General features: G+C 43.7%; 23 protein-coding genes. 13 read left to right on the top strand and 10 right to left on the bottom strand.

Annotated features, from left to right (window positions below; genetic code table 11):
* The 3 genes from blaOXA to PLH26_RS02360 all read left to right on the top strand — a co-directional run.
* On the top strand, nucleotides 1-738 hold a 738-nt coding region (blaOXA, locus tag PLH26_RS02370; protein WP_324584377.1), incomplete at its 5' end, for a class D beta-lactamase.
* A gap of 108 nt (nucleotides 739-846) precedes the next feature.
* Complete coding sequence (locus tag PLH26_RS02365) at nucleotides 847-1,842, top strand: VWA domain-containing protein (RefSeq protein ID WP_324584376.1); 996 nt, start codon at nucleotides 847-849, stop codon at nucleotides 1,840-1,842.
* 1 nt (nucleotide 1,843) lies between these two features.
* Complete coding sequence (locus PLH26_RS02360; protein WP_324584375.1) at nucleotides 1,844-2,458, top strand: tetratricopeptide repeat protein; 615 nt, start codon at nucleotides 1,844-1,846, stop codon at nucleotides 2,456-2,458.
* 40 nt (nucleotides 2,459-2,498) lie between these two features.
* Here PLH26_RS02360 and PLH26_RS02355 read toward each other — a convergent pair whose 3' ends face one another.
* The 3 genes from PLH26_RS02355 to PLH26_RS02345 all read right to left on the bottom strand — a co-directional run bounded on the left by PLH26_RS02355 (nucleotide 2,499) and on the right by PLH26_RS02345 (nucleotide 5,132).
* Nucleotides 2,499-3,431 (bottom strand): EamA family transporter, encoded by a 933-nt coding sequence (locus tag PLH26_RS02355; protein WP_324584374.1) that lies wholly within the window; start codon nucleotides 3,429-3,431, stop codon nucleotides 2,499-2,501.
* A 172-nt stretch (nucleotides 3,432-3,603) separates the two neighbouring features.
* Nucleotides 3,604-4,410 (bottom strand): hypothetical protein, encoded by an 807-nt coding sequence (locus PLH26_RS02350; RefSeq protein WP_324584373.1) that lies wholly within the window; start codon nucleotides 4,408-4,410, stop codon nucleotides 3,604-3,606.
* A gap of 47 nt (nucleotides 4,411-4,457) precedes the next feature.
* Complete coding sequence (locus PLH26_RS02345; RefSeq protein WP_324584372.1) at nucleotides 4,458-5,132, bottom strand: DsbA family protein; 675 nt, start codon at nucleotides 5,130-5,132, stop codon at nucleotides 4,458-4,460.
* Nucleotides 5,133-5,378: 246 nt separating this feature from the next.
* Here PLH26_RS02345 and rbp point away from each other — a divergent pair, with 246 nt between their 5' ends.
* The gene (rbp, locus tag PLH26_RS02340; protein WP_324584371.1) at nucleotides 5,379-5,687 is read left to right on the top strand and encodes an RNA-binding regulator; all 309 of its coding nucleotides are present in this window, start codon (nucleotides 5,379-5,381) and stop codon (nucleotides 5,685-5,687) included.
* 93 nt (nucleotides 5,688-5,780) lie between these two features.
* Here the strand turns inward: rbp and PLH26_RS02335 are convergent, their stop codons facing one another.
* From PLH26_RS02335 to PLH26_RS02325, 3 genes are all read right to left on the bottom strand, one after another.
* Nucleotides 5,781-7,112 carry a Gfo/Idh/MocA family protein gene (locus PLH26_RS02335; RefSeq protein WP_324584370.1) on the bottom strand — a complete coding sequence of 444 codons (1,332 nt, stop codon included), beginning with the start codon at nucleotides 7,110-7,112 and terminating at the stop codon, nucleotides 5,781-5,783.
* 40 nt (nucleotides 7,113-7,152) lie between these two features.
* Nucleotides 7,153-8,004 (bottom strand): sugar phosphate isomerase/epimerase family protein, encoded by an 852-nt coding sequence (locus tag PLH26_RS02330; protein ID WP_324584369.1) that lies wholly within the window; start codon nucleotides 8,002-8,004, stop codon nucleotides 7,153-7,155.
* 80 nt (nucleotides 8,005-8,084) lie between these two features.
* Nucleotides 8,085-8,477 carry a MerC domain-containing protein gene (locus PLH26_RS02325; RefSeq protein ID WP_324584368.1) on the bottom strand — a complete coding sequence of 131 codons (393 nt, stop codon included), beginning with the start codon at nucleotides 8,475-8,477 and terminating at the stop codon, nucleotides 8,085-8,087.
* A gap of 156 nt (nucleotides 8,478-8,633) precedes the next feature.
* On the opposite strand from PLH26_RS02325, the gene PLH26_RS02320 reads away from it, so the two are divergent.
* The 4 genes from PLH26_RS02320 to PLH26_RS02305 all read left to right on the top strand — a co-directional run bounded on the left by PLH26_RS02320 (nucleotide 8,634) and on the right by PLH26_RS02305 (nucleotide 11,206).
* Nucleotides 8,634-9,251 carry an SCO family protein gene (locus PLH26_RS02320; protein WP_324584367.1) on the top strand — a complete coding sequence of 206 codons (618 nt, stop codon included), beginning with the start codon at nucleotides 8,634-8,636 and terminating at the stop codon, nucleotides 9,249-9,251.
* 35 nt (nucleotides 9,252-9,286) lie between these two features.
* The gene (locus PLH26_RS02315; protein ID WP_324584366.1) at nucleotides 9,287-9,703 is read left to right on the top strand and encodes a Fur family transcriptional regulator; all 417 of its coding nucleotides are present in this window, start codon (nucleotides 9,287-9,289) and stop codon (nucleotides 9,701-9,703) included.
* An 18-nt stretch (nucleotides 9,704-9,721) separates the two neighbouring features.
* Nucleotides 9,722-10,744 (top strand): Holliday junction branch migration DNA helicase RuvB, encoded by a 1,023-nt coding sequence (gene ruvB / locus PLH26_RS02310; RefSeq protein ID WP_324584365.1) that lies wholly within the window; start codon nucleotides 9,722-9,724, stop codon nucleotides 10,742-10,744.
* A 168-nt stretch (nucleotides 10,745-10,912) separates the two neighbouring features.
* Nucleotides 10,913-11,206, top strand: a complete 294-nt coding sequence (locus tag PLH26_RS02305; protein ID WP_324584364.1) for a hypothetical protein — start codon at nucleotides 10,913-10,915, stop codon at nucleotides 11,204-11,206.
* 35 nt (nucleotides 11,207-11,241) lie between these two features.
* On the opposite strand, the gene PLH26_RS02300 is transcribed toward PLH26_RS02305, so the two are convergent.
* Nucleotides 11,242-11,901, bottom strand: coding sequence for a hypothetical protein (locus PLH26_RS02300; protein WP_324584363.1), 660 nt, complete (start codon nucleotides 11,899-11,901; stop codon nucleotides 11,242-11,244).
* Nucleotides 11,898-13,316: an RNA polymerase factor sigma-54 gene (gene rpoN, locus PLH26_RS02295; protein WP_502876358.1), complete on the bottom strand. Its 1,419-nt coding sequence runs from the start codon at nucleotides 13,314-13,316 to the stop codon at nucleotides 11,898-11,900. The genes PLH26_RS02300 and rpoN overlap by 4 nt, the downstream gene beginning before the upstream one ends.
* A gap of 549 nt (nucleotides 13,317-13,865) precedes the next feature.
* On the opposite strand from rpoN, the gene PLH26_RS02290 reads away from it, so the two are divergent.
* Nucleotides 13,866-14,639, top strand: a complete 774-nt coding sequence (locus tag PLH26_RS02290) for a response regulator (RefSeq protein ID WP_324584361.1) — start codon at nucleotides 13,866-13,868, stop codon at nucleotides 14,637-14,639.
* Between the two features lie 93 nt (nucleotides 14,640-14,732).
* Entirely contained in the window at nucleotides 14,733-15,569 is an 837-nt protein-coding gene (locus PLH26_RS02285; protein ID WP_324584360.1) for a hypothetical protein, read from the top strand.
* Nucleotides 15,570-15,593: 24 nt separating this feature from the next.
* On the opposite strand, the gene PLH26_RS02280 is transcribed toward PLH26_RS02285, so the two are convergent.
* Nucleotides 15,594-18,029 carry a DEAD/DEAH box helicase gene (locus tag PLH26_RS02280; protein ID WP_324584359.1) on the bottom strand — a complete coding sequence of 812 codons (2,436 nt, stop codon included), beginning with the start codon at nucleotides 18,027-18,029 and terminating at the stop codon, nucleotides 15,594-15,596.
* Nucleotides 18,030-18,630: 601 nt separating this feature from the next.
* Between PLH26_RS02280 and PLH26_RS02275 the strand changes: the two genes are divergently transcribed.
* Together PLH26_RS02275 and PLH26_RS02270 are read left to right on the top strand one after the other, a co-directional pair.
* Nucleotides 18,631-20,076 carry an RtcB family protein gene (locus PLH26_RS02275; protein WP_324584358.1) on the top strand — a complete coding sequence of 482 codons (1,446 nt, stop codon included), beginning with the start codon at nucleotides 18,631-18,633 and terminating at the stop codon, nucleotides 20,074-20,076.
* A 176-nt stretch (nucleotides 20,077-20,252) separates the two neighbouring features.
* Nucleotides 20,253-20,504: a hypothetical protein gene (locus PLH26_RS02270; protein ID WP_324584357.1), complete on the top strand. Its 252-nt coding sequence runs from the start codon at nucleotides 20,253-20,255 to the stop codon at nucleotides 20,502-20,504.
* Between the two features lie 2 nt (nucleotides 20,505-20,506).
* Here PLH26_RS02270 and PLH26_RS02265 read toward each other — a convergent pair whose 3' ends face one another.
* On the bottom strand, nucleotides 20,507-21,403 hold the full coding sequence (locus PLH26_RS02265) for an aldo/keto reductase (RefSeq protein ID WP_324584356.1): 897 nt from the start codon (nucleotides 21,401-21,403) through the stop codon (nucleotides 20,507-20,509).
* Between the two features lie 113 nt (nucleotides 21,404-21,516).
* On the opposite strand from PLH26_RS02265, the gene PLH26_RS02260 reads away from it, so the two are divergent.
* Nucleotides 21,517-22,800, top strand: a complete 1,284-nt coding sequence (locus PLH26_RS02260; RefSeq protein WP_324584355.1) for a UDP-N-acetylmuramoyl-tripeptide--D-alanyl-D-alanine ligase — start codon at nucleotides 21,517-21,519, stop codon at nucleotides 22,798-22,800.
* Nucleotides 22,801-22,831 lie beyond the last annotated feature (31 nt).

Below are 22,831 nucleotides of genomic sequence, written 5' to 3'. Positions count from 1 at the left end.
CAGGATGATTCTTTTAAAAAATATTTTGATGAAAATAAGGTAAACGGAAGTTTTGCCCTTTTTGATAACGGCAGGGGAAAGTTCGTGATCTACAACCTTAAAAGGGATACCACCCGTATGCTGCCCGCGTCTACGTTTAAAATAGTAAATGCCCTTGTTGCCCTGCAAACCGGCGTGGTAACAACAGACAGCACCATTATTAAGTGGGATGGTGTACAAAGAAACATAAGCAACTGGAACCAGGATTTAAGTCTGGCACAGGCTTTCCGCTACTCTTCCGTTCCGCATTTCCAGGAGATAGCCCGGCGTATAGGAAGAGATACGATGCAGAAATGGATAGACAGCCTTAAATACGGCAATATGAAAATTGGCCCGGCAATTGATTCTTTCTGGCTGGATAACTCGCTTCTGATATCCCCCGACGAAGAACTGGGATTGGTTAAAAAGCTATATTTCGACCAGCTCCCTTTTAGAAAAGGGGTGCAGAAAGCAGTGAGGGACATGATGTTACAGGAAGACAACAGCAACTATACAATAAGCTATAAAACAGGATGGGGGTTCAACAATGAAGATCATGCTGTAGGATGGGTAGTGGGATGGATAGAGGAGAACCGGCACCCCTATTTTTTTGTGCTGAACATCGAAACTGCAGACCCCGAAGCCGATATCCCGGCAATCCGTCTCAATATCCTCAAGGGTATACTTAAGCAGAAGGGATTTTTTGAGGGGAAGATGTAGAAAGGTGAGACGTGAATTGTGAATGTTTGTGCAATAAATAATCTGCTCATTGTTAGTATGTTTTAGCTGAAAGCTGAGGGCTCAAAGCTACCGTTAATATTTTTTCCGTTGATACGTTTTGAACATACCGAACATTTGTTGTTGCTGTTGCTGATCCCGGTACTGGCATTGCTGTTCAGGTCAGTGCTTCGCTGGAAGAAATCAACCATAAAAAAAATCGGCGATGAAAGGCTGGTAAAACAACTCATTTATGGTTTTTCGCCCCGCAGGTACCTGGCCAGGTTCATTATTGTACTGCTGTCCTTTAGCTGCATCATTATTGCGGCAGCCAACCTCCAGTCTGCAACTCGGACCCAAGAGATAAACCGCCGGGGAATAGATGTTATGATCGCCCTGGATGTAAGCAGGAGCATGCTTGCAGAAGACATTAAACCCAGCCGGTTGGAAAAGTCCAGACAATTTATAAGCAAGCTGATGAATAAGCTGGAAAATGACCGGGTTGGACTGGTCATTTTTGCGGGCAGGGCATACATGCAGATGCCGCTTAGCTCCGATCATACGGCTGCAGGATTGTATGTAAGCAATGCCGGCCCTGATGCAGTACCCACCCAGGGTACGGTTATAGGCGACGCATTACAAGTATGCAACAGCGGGTTTAATGCAAAAGATAAAAAATACAAAGCAGTAGTGTTGATAACGGATGGCGAAGACCATGACGAAGAGGCTGTTAAAACGGCAAAGCAGTTGGCTCAAAACGGGGTGGTAATACAAACGGTAGGGGTGGGCACAACCCAGGGGTCTCCCATTTTGAACCCCATTACGGCCGAAAGCAAGCGCGACCTGCACGGCAATATCATAATATCCAGGCTCAATGAACAGGAACTGATAGATATCGCACATGAAGGCAGCGGCATTTACCAGCAATTGAATGATATAGAAACGGTGGTAGATAAAATAACGGAACAGTTTGCAGGCATGGAGCAAAAAACGATCCGGGATAACCGTTTGCTGAACTACCGCAGCTTTTTCCAGTGGTTCCTGGTACTGGCCTTTGCGGGGCTTGCCGGCGAATTGTTCATCAGCGAAAAAAAGAAAACCCCTTAGTATGAAGCTGGTCCTGTTGCATGTAATAATGCTTGTATCCTGCGCTCAGGCTTTTTCGCAGCATATAAACCGGCTGATCGGAAAAGGCAACGAAGCTTACCGCCTCCGGCAATACGAAAAAGCCGTGGCGGCTTATGAGGAAGCATTGAAAACAGATCCCCACAACGTGATCGCTTCGTATAATATGGGCAACGCCCTCTTTAAAAATAAAAAATATGAAGAAGCAGCTATTGTTTTTGATAAAGCTGCCCGGTATGCTACCGATAAAAAGCTGCAATCGCAGCTCCTGTACAATAAAGGAGTGGCTTTAACACAGCAAAAAAAACTGGAGGAAAGCATAGCAGCTTATAAGCAAACCCTCCGCATCAATACCTCCGATACACTTGCCCGTGAAAATCTGCAAAGAGCAATAAACGAGCAGAAGCAACAACAGCAGCGGCAAAATCAAAAGGAGCAAAAAGAAAAAAGAGAAAACCAGCCAAAGCCCCGGCCCAATAAGCTCAATAAGCAGCAGGTGGAACAATTGCTTAAAGCACTGGAAGAGCAGGAAAGAAAATTACACGATAAAATGATGAAAAAAGCCCCGGCTCCCGGACAACCCGACAAAGACTGGTAATATGATAAAGGATACCGCCAGGCAATCGTCCCGAACAGGATTATTGTTGTTTCCGGTACCTGGCCAGGCTTACCAGCAGCACACCGGCCAGTATAACAACAAGCCCCGTAATTTGCAGGGCCGAAATTTTTTCACCGGCAAAAAAAACACCCAGCAGTACAGCTACAACAGGGTTTACATAAGCATGCGTGCTTACCTGCGTGGCCGGACGAACTTTTAACAGCCATACATAAGCACTGTACCCCAGCAAAGAGCCCATAGTGATAAGGTATAAAACCGCCAGCCAGGCTGAAGTTGAAACTTCGTGCCAGTTAAAGTCATTCCAATCGCCCCGTATGCTACCGGTAACAGCATATGCCAATCCTGCCCCCATCATTTGCCAGCCGGAATTAACTGCACCTGTGAATGTAACAGGCTTGTATTTGGAATATAAAGAACCGGCCACCCAGGAAACAGAGCCAATAACCAATACGCCTATAGAAATTACTTCCCATTTATCGCCATTCCCCGACAGTGCATCGCCCATATTTTCTTTGAACAAAAAAATGATGCCGGTGAACCCCGTTACCAGTCCGGCTATAATACTCGGGCTGGTAAAGTTAGCCCTCCACCTGCCGTAGTCGAGCAGCACGAACCAGATAGGCGCCGATGCAAGGAAAACCGCTACCACGGAACTGGCTAAAAACTGTTCCGACCAGGCTACAGCGCCATTTCCTATAAAAAGTAAGAGGAACCCGATAAAAAAAGCGAATAGTATATCTTTCCATATAAACAGCTTTTCGCCGTTGGCCAGGCACCAGCCTGTCATAAGCAAACCGGCTGTAAGGAAACGAAATGTTCCCATCACTGTTACCGGCATATCCTGTATGGCCATTTGAATAAAAAAATAGGTGGATCCCCACACAATATAAATAACTGCAAAAGCAGCTATTATTTTTGCTGCAGAAATTGGCGGTGCTGAGCTCTCTTCCATTCTCCCTGGTCTTTTAATTGATAGGCATACTTCATTGCCGCAAGCGATCATTGGTGTGTTAACGTGCTGTTCCCACCGGAAAGGAAATCCCGGGGTATTTGAGTGGCAAACCTATATGAAAATATTCATTATTATAGAAACGGTTGGGTAAGTTTATATCTTTCCCTGCAAATTATTTATACTCCAGTATAAATTCATTGCCGTTTTCATTCATCAATGAGGGGTAACCTAAACTATTATACACATAGGTGGTTTGGGAAGTACTGCTTACGCCCTGTGCAGACAAAGGATAAATATTGTAATTAACAGAGATCGTTTCTGTGATATTGTTCTCATTTACCGAGAATGGAATATTTTCTATGCTGTGATAAACCTCCCTGTACGGGTTTTTTTTGTTATCGTACTTATAACTGTATTTAAAGGCAGGCACCGGTTCTGCATTAGACTGGTTTATGCTATACGCCTCACTCTGCGCTACATTGTTGCCTTTGTACGTGTAGATCGTATATCCGAGCAATTCCCCGTCGGCCGAATACCGGGTCTGCTTAACAGGGCGCCCCGGATCATCATATGAAAAAACCGTAAAAGATCTCAGCTCATAATCGTCGCCTGTTTTCAGGTAATGATTTCTTTGTATGATCCGGTTTCCGCTGTATTCAAAGCGGGAACGGCTGTATTGGTACTGGGTGGAAAATGTGCTGCTTGAAAAATCCACCTGGTCATCAGTTTGAATCAATTCGTCCCTTTCATACGTGTATGTTGTTTTGGAAAATATCAGCCCTGCTGCATAATCTTTATAGCTGATGCGGGTTTTGATGTTTCCGCTTTCATTGTAAATGTTTTCCTCCTGTATAATATCTCCCCCGTTCACTTTTACAAATTGCAGCTTCGCGCCTGAAACGTCACGCCGGATCTCCCCGTCTTTTGTACAGCTAAAAATAAGGAGAACCAGGGCGGGTATATAGAATTGTCTTTTCATAAACAGTGCCTCTTATATTTAAAACACTTTATTGACATTGCTGTCACTTATAACGTTGCACCTTCGGATTTCGGATCCCCCGCTTCCCTCAACACATTTTCAATCCTGCTTTTCAATGTATTGTAATCTGTATATCCTTTGGCTACAACATAGAACCGGTTGTCGGTCACCTGCAAAAACACAGCGGGGAAGCCGGTTACCTTAAGCTGTTTGCACAGCGCAAACTCGTAATATGCTTTTTCTTTGTATTCTGCACTATGCAGCTTTTCATAAAATGCACCTGCGGGTATCTGATATTCATCCAGCAAATGACGGTACGCTTCATCATCGCACAGATCCCGGCCTTCAAAATGCAGGGCATACTGAAGAGCGGATGCGAAGGGAACGGCAAGCCGGGGATGCCCGGCTTTGATCACACACAAGGCGATAGCCGGCTTTTCCGAATGCGGGAACCAGTCGCTGTTGCCGGGGTTATTGATGTGCCACAGATAATCTTTGCCGAACCGTATGCCCGTATGTTCTTCAACTGTTTGATATGATTCACTGATATGTTTTGCTATTGCGCTGATGTGCCGGGGTTTCTCCGGGAGGATCATCCCGCCCGACAATACTTCAAAGTCAAGGACATTGCGATAATGCTTTTCTGTTTTTTGTATAACCGGGCTAAAACCATAGCACCATCCGCAATAGGCATCATAACAATAAATAAGCAGGGGAATCATCCTTAATTCTTTAATGCAAAGCTGCATCATTAAGGGGCAAAAACAAAAAAGCCGGCGGTTAGCCACAGACTATAAAATAGTTTTGTTGCGTAATAAAATAATCTTTACCTTTGCGCGTCAAAATTTGAGTTTGTACAGTTCCGGTAATGAAATGATTCAATCTGCTACGCATCTTCTGCTAATAGTTCAGTCGTCCTTACTTCCCTGTTTTCTCAGATTTACATTTGTAAAACTTAATCACTTAGTATGAACATTTATGTTTCCAATTTAAGTTTCAACGTCGTAGACGAGGACTTAAAAGCTTTTTTTGAAGAATACGGAGAAGTATCTTCTGCCAGGGTTATCACCGACAAATTTACCGGCCGCAGCCGTGGATTTGGTTTTGTTGAAATGCCTAATGATGAAGAAGCTAAAAAAGCCATCAGCGAATTAGACAAAGGTGTTGTTGAAGGCAGGCCGATCACTGTTACAGAAGCCAAGCCGCGTGAAGAACGCAGCAATGATGGCGGTTACAGGCGTTCATTTGCAAACAGCAATCGCGGCGGTCGCTACTAAGATGTTATCTTCCAGGGCTGTTTAACAACGCCGGGAGAATGTCTTTTAAAGGGAGAACAATCGTTGTACAACAACATGTTCTCCTTTATTATTTTACACCCGTGGAATGCTGTATCCGTTGTGATAGGCCTTTGCCAGGTATTCTTTATTTACGGCATCATCTGTAAATCTTCCCGCAGCCTTATCCCAGGCCAGGCGCTTTCCGCTGCGAAAGGCTATGTTACCCATCTGTGCTACAATAGCCACATCAGCGCCTATCTGTATCGGGGCCGTTAATTCATCCATTTTCCCTGAACGTATTACCGACATGAAATTCTGCATATGTTTGTTGAGCCCGTTCTCGGAGGGGTTTACATGTGGTTTGCTCACTTTTTGCTTCGAATTTTTTTCTTCCATCACTTCCCAGCCTCCCCTGTCGAGCACCAGTGTACCGTTGTTGCCTACAAATGCAATACCGTGGTCGCGTCCATATTGTCCGTTATCGATACCCATGGCATGATCCCAAACCATATTAAAGTTTTCAAACTCATACAGGGTGGTAAGGGTATCAGGCGTTTCTTCGGCCAGCTCGGGATAAGCAAACCTTCCTCCCAAAGCCATAACTGTTTTAGGCACATCGGCCTTCATGCCAAAGAGCGCATAGTCTATGAGGTGTACGCCCCAGTCTGTCATTAATCCTCCTGCATAGTCCCAGAACCAGCGAAAATTAAAATGAAAACGACTGGCATTGAATGGTTTTTTGGGCGCAGGTCCCAGCCACCCGGCATAATCCACTCCCGCCGGCGGGGCGGTATTGGGGCGAACGATATCGGGCTTCATCCATCCCTGATAGCACCAAACTTTAGCTGTTCTGATATTACCCAGCTTACCGGAATGTACGAATTCAATAGCATCCCTGAAATGCTGCTGGCTTCTTTGCCACTGACCCACCTGAACAACCCTGTTGTATTTCTTTTGTGCAGCCACCATCACATTGCATTCGGTAACAGAGTTGCCGATGGGCTTTTCAACATATACATGTTTGCCCGACTGGCAGGCTTCTACCATTTGCAAACAATGCCAGTGGTCGGGCGTACCTATAATCACGGCGTCAACATCCCTGTTATCCAGCAGTTTGCGGTAATCCCCGTAAACTTTTACTTTAGCGGCATCCACATTCAGGGCAGCCAGCTCTTTTAAGCGTTTATCCAGCACATTTTTATCCACGTCGCACAAGGCCACGAGGTTTACACCCGGCACTTTTAAGGCGGCTTTTGTATCCGACCAGCCCATTCCGTTAATGCCTATGGCGCCGATATTGATCTGGTCGGCAGACCCTGCTCCTTTTCTGTGAAAAGCAAACACATCAGGAGAAAACGCCGACAATATAAGGCCGCCGGCCGCTATGCGTGAACCGTTAATTAAAAATTTTCGTCTGCTGGACATGATCTATGGGTTTAAAAATTGATTAAATAAAAAGTTGGAATCAGCCGACAAGGTTTTTGCTGATGTATTGATAGCTTTTTTTAATGCTTTCCAAAGGGGGTCCGGGGCAAACATCCTGTTCTACGAAATAATGCTGCATTCCGGCTTCTTTGGCATGAGCGAATATTTTTTTAAAATCTATAACGCCGTTACCCACTTCTGTAAAAAATCTCTTACCGGTGTTATCCATATCTTTTACATGCCAGAGTGGAAAACGGCCGGGATGTTGCTTAAACATTTCAACGGGATCTTTACCGGCAAAGCTGGCCCAATACAGATCGATCTCAAATTTTACCAGCTCCGGATCAGTTTCTTTTAACAGTATATCAAAGCCCTGCTGTCCGTTCATATCAGCAAACTCGAAATCATGGTTATGATAGCCGAATTGTATCCCTGCCTTTTTGCACGCTTCTGCAGCCACATTGAACTGTGCAGCAATTTTCTTATAGTCGTCTATTGATTTTCTTTCTGTATCCAACAGGTATGCCACCACCATGTATTTTTGTCCTGCAGTTGCTGCGTCTTCAATTGCTTTTTGCCAGTTTTCCGACAGGCCCGCCAGCATATAATGGCTACTGGGATGAGCAAGCCCGTTTGCTTTTAGCAAGGCGGAAAATTCCTTAGGCGACATTCCAAAATACTTCCCCGAATTATAGCCGAACGATTCCACTTCCTTATAGCCTATAGCGGCCACTTTTTCAATAACGGTTTTCGGGTCCTTTGATATATCGCCGCGAAGCGTATAAAGCTGTACTCCTATTTGCCGGTTTACTTTAAGCAAAGAAGAAGGGCTTACCAAAGCCGCAACGGAGAATAAGCCGGTTTGTTTGATAAATGCTCTTCGGGTGGTCATGGCATGGATGGTTTAAGAAAATGAAATTAACGAAAAATCCAGCCCTTTTCATTAAATCCATTTACTTACGGCTGCATTCATCAGGCATGGGTACAATCACTTTCGTGACAATGATCTGCCTTGCGGCATAAACGGTAATTGAGGTAATGTGCGGCAATGATCAAAACAACTGCAGGGATCAGAAGCCATATGTGATAGCTGTGAAACAGCTCTTTCAGCAGGAGAAAGGAAATTCCGCCGCTAAAAAAAACTACGGGCAGGGTTTTGTGATGATGCTTTTTATAACCGTGGTACAAAGCATACATACCAACAACAAAGGCCAGCCCGATCATACAATATTCGAAGAAATAATTGTGAATAATATTGATCCCGAAAACGGGTAAACTGGTGAGCATCAGCGGTAATATGGCACAATGAATGGCACAGGCTAAAGAAGCAGTAATACCAAGGGCATCGTAATTGATCCTGAACATAGGTATAATTAAAAATGGCAGCAAATATATAAAAATTATGCAACTTTGTTGCATTTAAATAATTGCAGCAAAACACGCAACGGGTCAGGCATTTTATTATAAGAAGGAACATACCACTTACAGTTGTAACTTTGCGAAGTATAAAATGCTTATTGTATGAAGCGAAAAACGTGGCTCTATCTGTCTTTTTTTGTTTTGCTTTTCGGTGGGTTCTATGTTTTTTTATCTGCTACCATAGACTCCTCAAAGTCGCGTTTGCCTGTATTGAATATCGTCAGGCCCTTTTCGTTCGAAAGGCAGGATGGCCGGCACATAACCGGCAGGGATGTGGCCGGCAAAGTATATGCTGCAGAATTCTTTTTCACAACCTGCGAAGGTATTTGCCCTAAAATGAACAGAAATATGAAAAAGGTATCCGATCAGTTCAGGGATGAAAAAGATTTCCTGATCCTTTCGCACACCGTTGATCCGGAAACCGATAGCGTGGCAAGGTTAAAATTGTATGCCGATTCACTGGGGGCAGATACAAAAAGCTGGTGGTTCTTAACAGGAAGCAAAGACAGCCTGTATAAAGCTGCCAGAGAAAGTTATATTTTAGATGATCCCAATAACAATGCTACCAACATTGACGAGCAATTTATACATACACAATTTTTTGCATTGGTTGACAGGATCGGCCAGGTAAGGGGAATTTATGACGGTTTAAAAAAAGATGAAATAGAAAAACTGATCACCGATATTAAGGATCTGTTAAATGAGAAGCCGGCCGGATAATGTCATATAATGCTATTCTTCTAAATAAAACAGGTATGGAACCACATATTGCAGATTTATTAAGAAAGAACCAGTTAAGTATAACAGCCAGCAGAAGAAACATACTGGAACTTTTTTTACAAAGCGGCAGCGCACTGGCACACCATGATATAGAATCAAAAACAGAAGAAAAATACGACAGAGTGACGGTATACCGAACTTTGCAGACATTTATGGAAAAGGGGATCATTCATACCATTCCCACCCCGGATAATTCCATTAAGTATGCTTTGTGCAAAGACAATTGTGAAGAGGGTCATCACCACGACGATCATGTACATTTTATGTGTACCAAATGCGGTATTACTACCTGCCTTGAAGACGTGCATGTACCCGAAATTAAGCTGCCCCGCGGATACAAGACCCGTCAAACCGAAGTTGTTGTGAGCGGTTTGTGCAAAGCATGCAGTTGAACAAATTGAAAAATCAATATGCAGAACCCCAATTTAAATACTGATAAAGCAGCGCTGACCCCGGTTGAAAAAGAATTTGAAAATAATATACGCCCTAATGAAATAGCAGATTTCAGCGGACAGGATAAGGTTATTGAAAACATCAAAATTTTTATCAAAGCAGCGAAGATAAGAGGTGAGGCCCTGGATCATATTCTTTTTCACGGGCCACCCGGACTGGGTAAAACTACATTGAGCCGTATAGTGGCTAATGAATTAGGGGTACATATTAAAGAAACTTCCGGACCTGTAATTGAAAAGCCTGCCGACCTTGCCGGCCTGCTTACCAATCTTCAACCCAATGATGTATTGTTCATAGATGAAATACACCGCCTGAGTACAGTGGTAGAAGAATATCTTTATTCGGCTATGGAAGATTACCGCATTGACATAATGATAGATACCGGTCCCAATGCCCGCAGTATACAAATCAACCTCAGTCCCTTTACGCTGATCGGAGCAACCACCAGGAGCGGATTACTGACAGCGCCGCTTCTTTCCCGCTTTGCCATTAAATCCAGGCTTGAATATTATGATGCTGTTGTGTTAGAAAAAATAATTACGAGGTCTGCCGGGATATTGCAGATAGGCATATCTGAAGCGGCGGCAACAGAAATTGCGGGGCGAAGCAGGGGTACACCGAGAATTGCCAATGGATTGCTGAGACGGGTGAGGGATTTTGCGCAGGTATTAAATGACGGTATCATAGATGAAGGCATAACACTGCACGCGCTGAAGGCCTTAAATGTGGACACCTACGGGCTGGATGAAATGGATAACCGGATCCTTTCCACTATTATTGAAAAGTTCAAGGGCGGCCCTGTAGGCATTACTACCATCGCCACAGCCGTTGGCGAAGAACAGGGCACTTTAGAAGAAGTGTATGAACCTTTTTTGATCCAGCAGGGCTTTATTATGCGTACTTCAAGAGGCAGGGAGGCAACCCCCAAAGCGTATGAGCACCTGGGGAAAATTTTTTCGGGGAAGAATCTTTTATTTTAGAATACTGCCGGTTGCGTTCATTGTAAATGGTACGACATTTGCAAAAGAAGGGATATCTTAAGCGCCAAACCGGTTCCCGACACCATCTTAATAAATCGTATCGTTTTTAGCTTGCAACCTTTTGCAACAATAATCGTCAATAGTATGTTCACTTTTTCAACAGCAGAAATGAGCACAACAAAAAGGCAACCATCATTATTGATCTGTATTGTAATGGACCTGCTTGGGTATGCAAGCTATGCCCTGCCTTTTTGGGGTGAGTTTGGAGATATGCTTTGGGCTCCTGTATCGGGGCTGATCTTTTATAAGCTATTTGGCGGATGGAAAGGTGCGGCAGGCGGGTTCCTGAATTTCGTGGAAGAACTGTTCCCCGGTCTTGATTTTATCCCCAGCTTTACCATAATGTGGCTCATAAAATACTTTGGCAAAAAACAGCAAATCAAATCAATCCAACCCATATAAAGCTAAAGCGCTTCAATTTGTTTGAAGCGCTATTTTTATCCTAAAAACCAATATGCCATCCATTGGCTCAGAAAACCTGCGATCAATCCAATCACAATATCTCCCATCCGGTGATCGGAAACAATAAGGCGTGAGGTACAGGTTATGCCCGCAATGAAAATAGCGATTGCCAGGGGAATATTTACAAAGCCCGAAGAGGTAAGCAGCAGAACAGTAAACAATCCCATTAAGCCACCCGCTCCGGTAGCATGCATGCTTATTTTAAAAAAGATATTTGCAATAAAATCAATGATCACAGCCAGAAAAATACCGAGGCTCATTTGAGCCATAATTACAGGGATCCCGGGTTTATTCCTGAATACATAAAAAGTCCAGAAAAAGAATATCATGCTTATGGCATAGAGTATGATCCTTTCCTTTTGTGTTTTGAGATAAACAGACTGAACAAACCCCAGCGCTTTGCATAAAAGCACAGATAGCAGAGGGAAAAAGATACTATTGATGATGTAAATAAACAGTACCTGTGTTTTTCCCAATGTATTCATCCCGATAAAATATTCAGGATCAATGTAAATAAGGTACACGGCCATATACAATCCAACCAGCAGGGGATGAAAAAGCCAGGAAAAAAAATAGGCGCCTTTTCTTACGGCAGGCAATGCCGCAGCAGCATCAGAAACAATGGAACCATTCATAATTGTTTTCTTAAACGTGCTACCGGAATATTCATTTGTTCCCGGTATTTGGCAACTGTTCTCCGGGCTATATTATAGCCTTTCTGTTGCAGCAGTTCCGTAAGCCGTTCATCGCTCAGTGGTTTCTTCTTGCTTTCTCCTTCTACCATGTCACTCAGTATTTTTTTTACTTCGCGTGTAGAAACCTCTTCACCACTGTCTGTGCTTAAAGATTCACTGAAAAAGAATTTAAGCCTGTAGGTACCAAATTCGGTTTGTACAAACTTGCTGTTGGCTACCCGGCTTACCGTGGAAATATCCAGGCCTGTACGTTCAGCAATATCTTTTAAGATCATGGGCTTTAATGTGGTTTCATCACCTGTAAGAAAAAACTCATACTGGTAATCCATTATGGCATGCATGGTAGTAAGCAGCGTATTTTGCCTTTGCTTAATGGCATCAATAAACCACTTGGCCGCGTCAATTTTCTGTTTAATAAAGATAACCGCTTCCTTCTGGCGCTTATCCTTTTTGCTTCCCCGGTCATATTCTTTAAGCATATCCCTGTATCCCTCGCTGATGCGCAGGTCGGGTGCATTCTTTGAATTGAGCGTGAGCTCCAGCTTATTGTTATTGTTGTGAATAAAGAAGTCGGGAATGATATAGCTTTCTCCTTTATTGGTATCGCCTACATTTCCGCCGGGTTTTGGGTTAAGCCGGATGATCTGGTTGATAGCAAGCTTCAGGTCTTCATCGGTGAGGTTCAGACCTCTTTGTATCTTTTCGTAATGTTTTTTGGTAAACTCATCAAAATAGTCCGAAAGTATGCTAATGGTGATGTCCACCTCCTGCCCTTCTTCTTTTTTTCGCTCCAATTGCAGCAACAGACATTCTCTCAGATCCCCGGCACATATTCCGGGCGGATCAAAATGCTGTATTTTTTTTACCAGCAACGCTATTTCCTCTTCTGTGGCAATAATATTTTGCCGGAAAGCAAGGTCATCAGCAATGGCGCCATAATCCCTTCTCAGGTATCCATCGTCATCTATGCTCCCCACAATATGCTCAGCAACTTTTCTTTGCTTTTCGTCTAAATTGAGCATGCTGAGCTGTTCCAGCAAAGATTCATGAAAGGTGCTTTCAATTTTAAAAGGCAGTGTTTGTTTCTCGTCAATTTCCGGATAGTTCTCGTCTTTTAACCTGTAGTCAGCTACATCATCATCTTCACCCAGGTAATCGCTTATGTCGATATTATCATATTCATCTTCGCTGCCCTCTGCTTCAAAATCTTCTTCCTTATCACTTTCAAATTCATCAACGAGTTCTCCCTCGCCGGCATCATGATCTTCTTCGGCTGCCTCAAGTGCAGGATTCTCTTCCATCTCCTCTTTAATCCTTTCTTCCAAATTGGCCGTAGGCACCTGCAGCAATTTCATGAGTTGAATTTGCTGTGGTGATAGTTTTTGTAACAGCTTTTGTTGTAAACTCTGACTCAGGGCCATAGTCAAATAATAATTATTGGAATCTGGTAAAATAAACCGAAAAAAAGGAACGCGCCTCCACAAAAATCAGGCCGTAAATTTAAGCACAAAACGCGTTAACATCATCCTTACCTGCAATGTTTTATTGGGATGTTAACAATTCTTTCTTATTTGAGCGGAGACATTATTCCCTTGCAGCCCGGCTGGTGTAGTTTATCAGAGGGAGAACGATGAGCAATAAGGAAAAAGAAGCCTGAGTGAGCATGCGGCAAAAATAATTTTCCACATCCGGCATTCAAACAAGCATATAGCCCGGCTTAACACTAAATTCCTTCTTCTACCGTTATTTAAACAACAGGGATTTTATAATTGATCTCTATTTTGGTGTACACTTATCAACGGTTCTTTTAGTTTTGAACAAAACATTACATTAGCGGAGAAATTATTATGGATCAGCCTGGCATTATTTCTAACGTGTTAACCCGATGCTGCAAATAACAGATTATGAACCTGAGGCCACTTACAAACATATCTATACTGCTGGTTGAAGACAACGAAATGAACACACTTTTGGCTTCAGCTATAATACAAGGAACCGGGGCAAAGGTTACCGAAGCCGATAATGGCATGGATGCCGTTCAGCTTTTGCGAAACCGGACTTTCGACCTTGTATTGATGGATCTGCACCTGCCTGTTATGGATGGATTTGAAACAACCAGGTTCATCAGAAAGAATATTTCCGGAACCATTCCTATAATTGCCATAACTGCTAATGTAGTTAATGGAGAAGAAGAAAGGTGTATTGAAGCCGGAATGAATGCATTCATTTCAAAGCCTTACACCGAAAAGGACCTGCTTGATAAAATTGCTACCTGCATCCCATTTAAAAATGGTATAGCTGATAAAGCGATCTCAACAACAGCTGCTGATCCCTCATCTGCCCTTTACAGCCTGTCCTTCCTTGAAGATATAAGCAAAGGCAACAACGGTATATTACAACAAATGATTCTTGTGTTTACCGAACAGGTGCCTTTGGCAGTAAATCAGCTTAAAATTGCATACAACAATCATAGCTTCGGTGAAATGCATGCTATTGCACATCGGATAAAGCCTGATATAGATAACCTGAATATCACTTCATTAAAAGACAGTATCAGGGAAATTGAATGGTATGCCGAACAAAAAAAGAATGGCCCTCTGCTTAAAAATCTCATTGTAAACCTGGATGCTACCATCCAGCAGGTAGTGAGGGAATTAAAAGTAAACGTGCTGCGGTAAACAATCTCTTCTTTTTCAGCGAAAAATTGAAATGCGCCCCAATAATTTCATTATTGCATTCTTTTCATTATATTTATTAAACATTCATTTATAATGAACGAGTTTGATAACCTCAATGATGAAGAACGCCTGAAAGCAGAGAACGAATTTCTGAAGATGAAGCTTATGCTGGAAAACGGCGCCCGGTTTGAGAAATCGGAAGATGACGCTGCTCTGTCCCCGCAGGTAGAAAATGAATTCCTCAATTATATCCAGGCATTTGAGCGCCAGTCTCAGAACCCCAGATACATAAAGGTTTTTGATAAGATAGGCCGGCCATCGCATTTTAAGCCGGTATCTGAAATACCTGACGATAAAATAAAAGCGGCCTGGGAAACGCTGCAGGAATATCTGAACCGGTACCGGATCAACCTGGATGTATGCAGCCCGAATATTTCTGTTCGTGAGCTGTATCGTTTTACTACCGAAGAATTATTTGAGCAGGAAATGGGGGATATGGATATACCCGGTATGACGCATGGATTTATTTACGATGAGTTTTACCCCGATCATCAGTACGATAATACAAGATACGCTGTTGAAGATTGCATAGCATATATTCTTAAAAAAATACCTTTTGACTATATGCCCTGCTTCAGGAAAGAGGACCTCCGGTTGAATGATCACTACCCGCTTTCGGAAGATGCCTTTAAATTACTGGTGAACCGGTTCAAAGAAGCATATGATACAATGGAGGATATTGAGGTCAGCGATGGATTGTGCACCATCAACGATAAAGCATGTGTGGTAAAAGGCAGCTATGCATTAACTGCAACCGTACAAAATGATGCGGTAAATTTAAATGGCGACTGGGAAGTATATTTTGAGCTGGATGAACAATCAGGCTACTGGTACATTTGGAATGTACAAATAGACGGTATCCATTTTTGACATGTTACTGTTGTTTTGTTGTAATTAATGCTTCAGCCCTCTCAGCAAACCACCGATCAGTTGCAATGCATTTTCTATTACCTGCTCATTGCCCACCGGTATTTTTAAATAGGTTTGTCCTGAAACCTTATCCTTCTCCGTTAGCTTGTTAACCAGTTGTTTTGTACTTTCCGGGCTACTGAGCGATTTTGCCAGTTGCTCAAAAAAGGACACCCCTGTCTGGATAACCCGGTCTTCAGCAGGCATGGCTTTTATCTTTTCCTCTTCGGGCTCATGGATACCGCCTGTTATTTCACCGTCAAACAATTCCGGTTGTGCGGGAGCGGTAGTCATTTCCTTCTCTGCATTCCTTTCCGCAGTTTCTGACACGGATAGTTCCGCTGCGCCGGGTATGTCGCCGGTAACCGATTCCACCGATTGCATAAACCGGTTGAATTTTTGTCCGCCCAGGAAAATATTATTATCGCCGTCATCCAGTATGCCTGCAGCCACTCCTTTTTTAAATTTCAGCACTTCCAGCATTTTTTCTTCAATGGTCCCTTTGGCCACGAGGTTGATGACGCTTACATTTTTCTTTTGCCCCAAACGATAGATACGGCCGATGCGTTGCTCCAGTATGGCCGGATTCCACGGAATATCCAGATTGATTATACAGGAAGCAGCCTGCAGGTTTAAGCCTACCCCGCCGGCATCGGTTGAAAGGAACACCTTACAGGCAGGATCGTTATTGAATTGTGTAAACAAAGCCTGCCGGCTTTTGGAGGGTATTCCCCCATGAAGATACTGATAGCCGATCCCTTTGGCCGTAAGCATTTGCGATACCAGCCTTGTCATCCGCTCCCACTGGCTGAACACCACTACCTTTTCTTCCTTCATACCAATGATCTCATCCAGCATATTTTCCAGTTCGTCTAACTTGGTTTGGTAATTGGTTTCCTGGTCAATGATATAGGTGCTGTCGCAAACCATGCGCATCATGTTCAGGTTATTGAGCAACCGCTGCCTGTCTTCTTCTCTCAGGAACTTCATTCTTTTCCACTTATGCACCAGTTTGGCCACGATCTCCCTGAACTCATCATGCATTTGCATCTGCTCATCTGTTAAGGGAATGAGCAGGTTTTTATCCATGCGGGAGGGCAGTTCTTTCAGCACTTCTTTTTTAGTGCGCCGCAGCATTACATCTTTCAGCAGTTCACCAATTTTATTAAGATCTTTGTATCCCGTAACCTTCCCCGTTTCATCGGTTATCTGGTGCTGCTGCAAAAAATGATGAAGCGAACCCAGCAAATAAGGATTTACGATCTGCATCAGGGAATACAGCTCTTCAATATTATTTTCCACCGGTGTGCCGGTAAGCACCAAAGCATGGGGCGTTTTAATACGTTTGATCTTAGCGGACGTTTTTGCCCGCCAGTTCTTTATGCGTTGCGCCTCATCCAGTATCAGCATGTCGGCCTGCATTTCATTCAGGTAGCTGTAATCGTTAGCCGCCACATTATAGCTTACTATAAAATAATCGTACGCCTCGTTTGCATAGAGCTTCATCCGCATCATGAGGTTCCCCTCTACCACGCATATTTTTTTATTCTCCGTGAATTTTTCAATTTCGCTTTTCCATTGATATTTCAACGATGTGGGACAAACGATAATGGCTTTGGCGATCTTATATTCGTGCCGCATGACTTCGGTAGCCGATATGGCCTGCAGGGTTTTACCCAGCCCCATATCATCGGCAAGTATACAACGGCCGGCGGCTACGCCGAATAATATGCCGGTTTGCTGATAAGGGAACAGCTTCACTTTACTTATATCACTCAACAGTCGTATACCTTCTTTTTGTATCAGTTGCCTGCGTTGCATAAAACCCCGTTCCTGCAGGATAAATTCCAGCGCATCATCATAACAGCGGAAGCCGTTGTTCAACTTTGAAGCCTTTATCAGGAACTGTTCAATATGCATCAACGCCTCCGGCTTCAATACACCTTCTTCGTTAAAGTACGGGCGGGAGAGCAATGCGAATTTTTTGCTTTCCTCTGTGCCTATCCGCAGCTTAACACTCCTCTGGCCGCGGTAATCAAGATATACAGAAGTATAGGCCGGGGCATACGCCTGCTGCAATGCCCGGCGCAACACGGGCCTGGCATTGATCTTCAGCAGCACCGCTTCTATATGTTTGCAGGTGCCCAACTGGTTGGTCTTAAAATCGGGACAGGTGCAAAAATTCAAACTGTTGCCGGCGCTTCGTAAAGCCACCTTGTACGTGTTTTTAGAATGAGCGCTGTATACCGTATAATCTCCGTACACCAGGCCCTCATCTGATTTCTTTATGGTGAATTTTTCTTCTTCTGCTATTTGTTTCCGCAGGGCAGCCTGCCATTCCGGATTCGTCAGGTTGTCGGGCTTTCGGGTATGGGATATCCTTGCTTTTGCAGGTTTCTTTTTTGTGGTAGCTTTTTGCATGTGAATTATAAAAAGGGCAATGATAAAATGTAAATATAAAAGAGTGAAATTACCATGGATAAAACGCCTGGCGGCAGCCATTAATTAACAATTCTTCCACTTCTTTCCGGTTGTTTGAACATGATTTTAAAAAAATTTGCACTATCAAAAAATTATATCAACCTTTGCACCGCAAAACAAAATTATAAACAATATTACATGCGCCAGACAGAACAACAAATTAAAAAATCAAACGGGTTTAGTCATCCAGACTATGATACCGGTTGCGGGACATGTAATGCTGATGAATAGGTTGAATAACGAACTTGATCAAATATACGCCCCGCAAGAAATTGCGGGGTTTTTATTTTAAGTGAATATTTATAAAATAAAAATGTTGAAGTCTTTAGAACATAAACGGCTTAAGGGAAAAAGCAATGCAAAATTTTCTTTTAAAAGAGCTGAATAAGAAATGAACCCTGAAAGGAGCGTCGCAACAAAAGCACCACCAGTGCTCAAAAGCTGGTACAAAAAATCATAAAGTCACAAAAACTCCAGGTTCACAAAACAGCCCTTTGTATTACCCTGTGTCTTCGTGCCTCCGTGGTTCAAAAACAAAACAATGAACAAATTAAAAATAACAGGAAAAGAGTTACGTGCTATCGGATACCCGCAGGGCCCCGTGATCAGCGTGGCAATGAATGTGATGCAGAAAAATTACAAGCATCACTCAAAAGAAGAAGTGATGGAACTATTGAAGCTTGTACTGGAAAGCCCGGTACAATATAAAGATGACCCCGTATTGGCATTGATAACGGAGAAATTATCGCCCAAAGCACCAAAAGAGGGTGCAACGGTTTCATTGAACAACCAGGGCATACCATTCAATATATTCGGACAGGAGCATATTGAAGAAGGTGCCATACACCAGATGTATACCGCGGCTAAATTGCCGGTGGCGGTAGCAGGTGCATTGATGCCTGATGCACACAGCGGTTACGGCTTACCGATAGGCGGCGTTCTGGCAACGGATAACGCCGTAATACCCTATGGTGTGGGCGTGGATATTGGTTGCCGCATGTGCCTGAGTGTATTCGATATTGATCCGGAAGAGCTTGTGCAGCGGGAAGCTTTTTTTACAAGAACATTAAATGAAGCAACCCTTTTTGGAAGCGGTGCACAGTTTGACCGTGCATCGGATCATGAAGTGATGGAGCATTCGGCATTTTATGAAATGCCTTTGCTGAAAAGTCTGCACGGTCGTGCATGGAAACAATTGGGATCTTCCGGAAGCGGCAATCATTTCGTGGAATTCGGTGAAGTAACGATAGCCGTAAAGGATGATGTTTTGGGTATTGAACCCGGTAATTGTGTGGGATTGTTATCGCATTCCGGCTCAAGGGCATTGGGTGCTAATATTGCAAATCATTATACTAAAATTGCCATCAGCAAAAGGCGTTTACCACAGGATGCAAAAAATCTTGCATGGCTGGATATGGATGAAGAGGCGGGCATGGAATACTGGACGGCAATGAACCTTGCAGGTGATTACGCCTCCGCCTGTCACCACATCATCCATGAAAAAATAGCAAAGCAATTGGGGCGTAAACCGGTTAAGATGGTTGAAAATCACCACAACTTTGCATGGAAGGAACAATGGGAAGGGAAGGAAGTGATCGTACACCGCAAAGGCGCCACCCCCGCAGAAAAAGGTGTATTGGGCATCATTCCGGGCTCTATGACCGCGGATGGATTTATTGTAAAAGGGAAAGGCGAACCGGCGGCTGTTAACTCGGCTTCACATGGCGCGGGGCGGTTGATGAGCCGCACCAGGGCCATGCAGTCAATTACAGTAAATGCATTGCAGCAGGAGCTGAAAAAGCATGGTGTAAAGTTGATCGGCGGCGGATTGGATGAAGCGCCTTTTGCATATAAGGACATACATACAGTGATGCAAAGCCAGCGGCAACTCGTAGACGTAGTAGGGAAATTCACCCCAAAAATCGTTAAAATGTCTGCCCCCGCCAGAATGAACTCGTCGGGCTGGCGTGCCGGTACGCCTCCCTGAACTGCTGAACAGCAGGCAGGGACGGCGACGGTGCGAAGCATAAAGCATGGGGAAAGAAGGTAAGAGAAATATAGTAGGGCGTAAGCTGTATGGTGTTAAAAACAAGTGCTGTGTATCGCTGTGCCTCCCTGATTCAAACGAAAAATAAAAGTAAATTACAGTCTCAGCCAGGTATAATGCGCGTACTTTTGATTGTAATGGCACGCTTGTGGTATAACAACAACTGCGCGGCGCAGACGCAAAAAAGATATATCGGAAAATCCGGCGAATCACCCGATGCAGTAATACCCGGTGAAGCAAAATATATATTGCCCGCATTTACAGAGGGAACAGCATTTTTAAGATCAGGCGCTTCCGTAAAGCAACGTTTCAATTACAATTGCCTTTTAGATGAAATGCGGTTTTTAAATCCCACCGAACAGCAATAAACCTACCGGTGCTGCTCATAATAATTTACCGGTATGGAGGCACGCAAGTAAATCATTTCATTATCGGTAAGCAGTGGCGTACGCGTAGCCGCAATGATGTCGTTCAACTGTTCTATTGTTCTTATGCCAACAATGGCAGCGGTAACAGGCTGTTGCTGCAGAACAAAACGGATAGCAGTTTGAGAAGCATTGCGGTTCATGCCGGAAATGGCGTGTAGGGCAGACTGTGCTTTATATACTTCATCTTCCGTGTAATTTAGGTATGTTTTTGCCGGCTTATTTACCAGCAGCCCGCCGGCCAGGCTTCCCCTTGCCAGCACAGCTATATCATTCAGCTGCAGGAGCGGAAAACAGGTTTCTTCGGCGCGCCGGTCCAGTAAACTGTATTGCATCATTACACTTGCTATATGCGACCGCTGTACGTATTCCCGGATCACATTGGGTCGTATAGACGAAATGCTATAATAACGTATTTTACCTGCTGCCTGCAGGTTTTCAAATGCTTCAATGGTCTCATCTATGGGGTCGCCAATGGTACCTCCGTGCAACTGGTAAAGGTCTATATAATCCGTATTTAACCTTTTTAAACTTTGTTCCACGGCCGAAATAATATAGTGCTTATAAGGATTCCATTCCCATCCGCTTCCATCAGGCCGCCATTTGTTGCCTACCTTGGTGGCCAAAATAACTTTGTCTCTTTTTCCCTGCAGGGCTTTACCAACGGTTGTTTCGTTCTGTCCTTTCTGGTACATATCGGCCGTATCAAAATAATTTAAGCCACCCTCAATTGCACTGTGAATAAGCCGCGCATTATCTGTATCGTTATCACCCAAAGACATGCAGCCAAAGCCGATCTCACTTATGGTTAACGACGATTTTCCTAAAAGATGGTAATTCATATCCGTTCTTTTGTTTATACAAAGTTCAGATTCCTGGCCACAAGGCCAAACCGAATTCTGCAGTGGCGCCGGCTTGTTATTGTTTTGAAACGATTGTATTTACCTTTGCCGGTATGCAAATTGACAAACTCTACCAATTGTTCCTTCAATATCCTTCGGTTCAAACGGATACCAGGAAGCTGAAGAAAGACGATATCTTTTTTGCATTGAAGGGCCCGAATTTTAATGGTAATCTTTTTGCAAAGCAGGCGCTTAAAAAAGGAGCGGCTTACGTAATAGCCGATGAACCGCCCGGCTTTGAAGATTCAAGGATCATCCTTACCGATGATGTGCTGACGGCGCTGCAGCAACTGGCGGGCTATCACCGCAGGCAGTTTGCCATACCTTTTGTTGCCATTACAGGAAGCAACGGCAAAACCACAACCAAAGAACTGGTTCACGCAGTGCTTTCATCCACCTATAAAACATATACCACACAGGGAAACCTGAACAACCATATAGGAATACCGCTTACCATTTTGAATATTGAGCCTGATGCAGAAATGGCTATCATTGAAATGGGGGCCAACCATCTTAAAGAAATTGAAGGTTACTGCAGGTACACCGAACCTACGCATGGCATTATTACCAACTGCGGCAAAGCCCACCTTGAAGGTTTTGGAAGCGTGGAAGGCGTTAGAAAAGCAAAAGGCGAACTGTACGATTACCTGAAGCTTCACGATGGTACAGCATTTGTAATGTGGGACTATGATTACCTGAAAGAGATGAGTAAAGGCATACCCCACATTGTTACCTACGGGACTTTAGGAACCGAAGTAGCAGGAAATATTCATAAAGCAGATCCTTTTTTGGAAGTGGCTTTGATGACAAAGAAGGGAAGATCTGTCATTCATTCTGCGCTGGTTGGAGATTATAATCTTCCCAATATACTTGCTGCCGTAGCCACAGGCAGGTATTTTAATGTTAAGGACGATAAAATAAAAGCAGCTATTGAAGCATATCATCCATCCAACAGCAGGTCGCAACTGATAGATAAAGGGAGCAATAAAATTATTTTAGACGCTTATAATGCTAACCCCAGCAGCATGAAGGCAGCTATAGAAAACTTTGCGGGAACAGCAGGCAGCAATAAGATCCTTATTTTAGGCGCTATGATGGAATTGGGGAAAGAAAGCGCAAGGGAACATGAAGATCTTGTAGAACTGCTTAAGCATTATTTGTGGAAAGATGTAATACTGGTTGGCGGCGACTTTGCACACCTCGTACATCCTTTCAGGTTTTTTAATACTACACAGGAAGCAAGGGAGTGGCTGTTGCAACATCCTTCCGAAAACAGCGTGTTCCTTGTAAAAGGATCGCGCAGCATGCAAATGGAAACCATTGCAGATGTGTTGTGAGTTTTGTTACAGCATTCAGGGAGATTTTTAT

Source organism: Agriterribacter sp., assembly GCF_035444585.1.
GTDB lineage: Bacteria > Bacteroidota > Bacteroidia > Chitinophagales > Chitinophagaceae > Agriterribacter.
This window is presented reverse-complemented; position numbering and strand designations above follow the sequence as displayed.

What these genes read in the sequence shown, in the direction of transcription:
- PLH26_RS02360 (WP_324584375.1), top strand. Translation starts at nt 1,844, where the DNA reads ATGAAGCTGGTCCTGTTGCATGTAATAATGCTTGTATCCTGCGCTCAG.
- PLH26_RS02355 (WP_324584374.1), bottom strand. Translation starts at nt 3,431, where the DNA reads ATGGAAGAGAGCTCAGCACCGCCAATTTCTGCAGCAAAAATAATAGCT.
- PLH26_RS02350 (WP_324584373.1), bottom strand. Translation starts at nt 4,410, where the DNA reads ATGAAAAGACAATTCTATATACCCGCCCTGGTTCTCCTTATTTTTAGC.
- PLH26_RS02345 (WP_324584372.1), bottom strand. Translation starts at nt 5,132, where the DNA reads ATGATTCCCCTGCTTATTTATTGTTATGATGCCTATTGCGGATGGTGC.
- rbp (WP_324584371.1), top strand. Translation starts at nt 5,379, where the DNA reads ATGAACATTTATGTTTCCAATTTAAGTTTCAACGTCGTAGACGAGGAC.
- PLH26_RS02335 (WP_324584370.1), bottom strand. Translation starts at nt 7,112, where the DNA reads ATGTCCAGCAGACGAAAATTTTTAATTAACGGTTCACGCATAGCGGCC.
- PLH26_RS02330 (WP_324584369.1), bottom strand. Translation starts at nt 8,004, where the DNA reads ATGACCACCCGAAGAGCATTTATCAAACAAACCGGCTTATTCTCCGTT.
- PLH26_RS02325 (WP_324584368.1), bottom strand. Translation starts at nt 8,477, where the DNA reads ATGTTCAGGATCAATTACGATGCCCTTGGTATTACTGCTTCTTTAGCC.
- PLH26_RS02320 (WP_324584367.1), top strand. Translation starts at nt 8,634, where the DNA reads ATGAAGCGAAAAACGTGGCTCTATCTGTCTTTTTTTGTTTTGCTTTTC.
- PLH26_RS02315 (WP_324584366.1), top strand. Translation starts at nt 9,287, where the DNA reads ATGGAACCACATATTGCAGATTTATTAAGAAAGAACCAGTTAAGTATA.
- ruvB (WP_324584365.1), top strand. Translation starts at nt 9,722, where the DNA reads ATGCAGAACCCCAATTTAAATACTGATAAAGCAGCGCTGACCCCGGTT.
- PLH26_RS02305 (WP_324584364.1), top strand. Translation starts at nt 10,913, where the DNA reads ATGAGCACAACAAAAAGGCAACCATCATTATTGATCTGTATTGTAATG.
- PLH26_RS02300 (WP_324584363.1), bottom strand. Translation starts at nt 11,901, where the DNA reads ATGAATGGTTCCATTGTTTCTGATGCTGCTGCGGCATTGCCTGCCGTA.
- rpoN (WP_502876358.1), bottom strand. Translation starts at nt 13,316, where the DNA reads ATGAAATTGCTGCAGGTGCCTACGGCCAATTTGGAAGAAAGGATTAAA.
- PLH26_RS02290 (WP_324584361.1), top strand. Translation starts at nt 13,866, where the DNA reads ATGAACCTGAGGCCACTTACAAACATATCTATACTGCTGGTTGAAGAC.
- PLH26_RS02285 (WP_324584360.1), top strand. Translation starts at nt 14,733, where the DNA reads ATGAACGAGTTTGATAACCTCAATGATGAAGAACGCCTGAAAGCAGAG.
- PLH26_RS02280 (WP_324584359.1), bottom strand. Translation starts at nt 18,029, where the DNA reads ATGCAAAAAGCTACCACAAAAAAGAAACCTGCAAAAGCAAGGATATCC.
- PLH26_RS02275 (WP_324584358.1), top strand. Translation starts at nt 18,631, where the DNA reads ATGAACAAATTAAAAATAACAGGAAAAGAGTTACGTGCTATCGGATAC.
- PLH26_RS02270 (WP_324584357.1), top strand. Translation starts at nt 20,253, where the DNA reads ATGCGCGTACTTTTGATTGTAATGGCACGCTTGTGGTATAACAACAAC.
- PLH26_RS02265 (WP_324584356.1), bottom strand. Translation starts at nt 21,403, where the DNA reads ATGAATTACCATCTTTTAGGAAAATCGTCGTTAACCATAAGTGAGATC.
- PLH26_RS02260 (WP_324584355.1), top strand. Translation starts at nt 21,517, where the DNA reads ATGCAAATTGACAAACTCTACCAATTGTTCCTTCAATATCCTTCGGTT.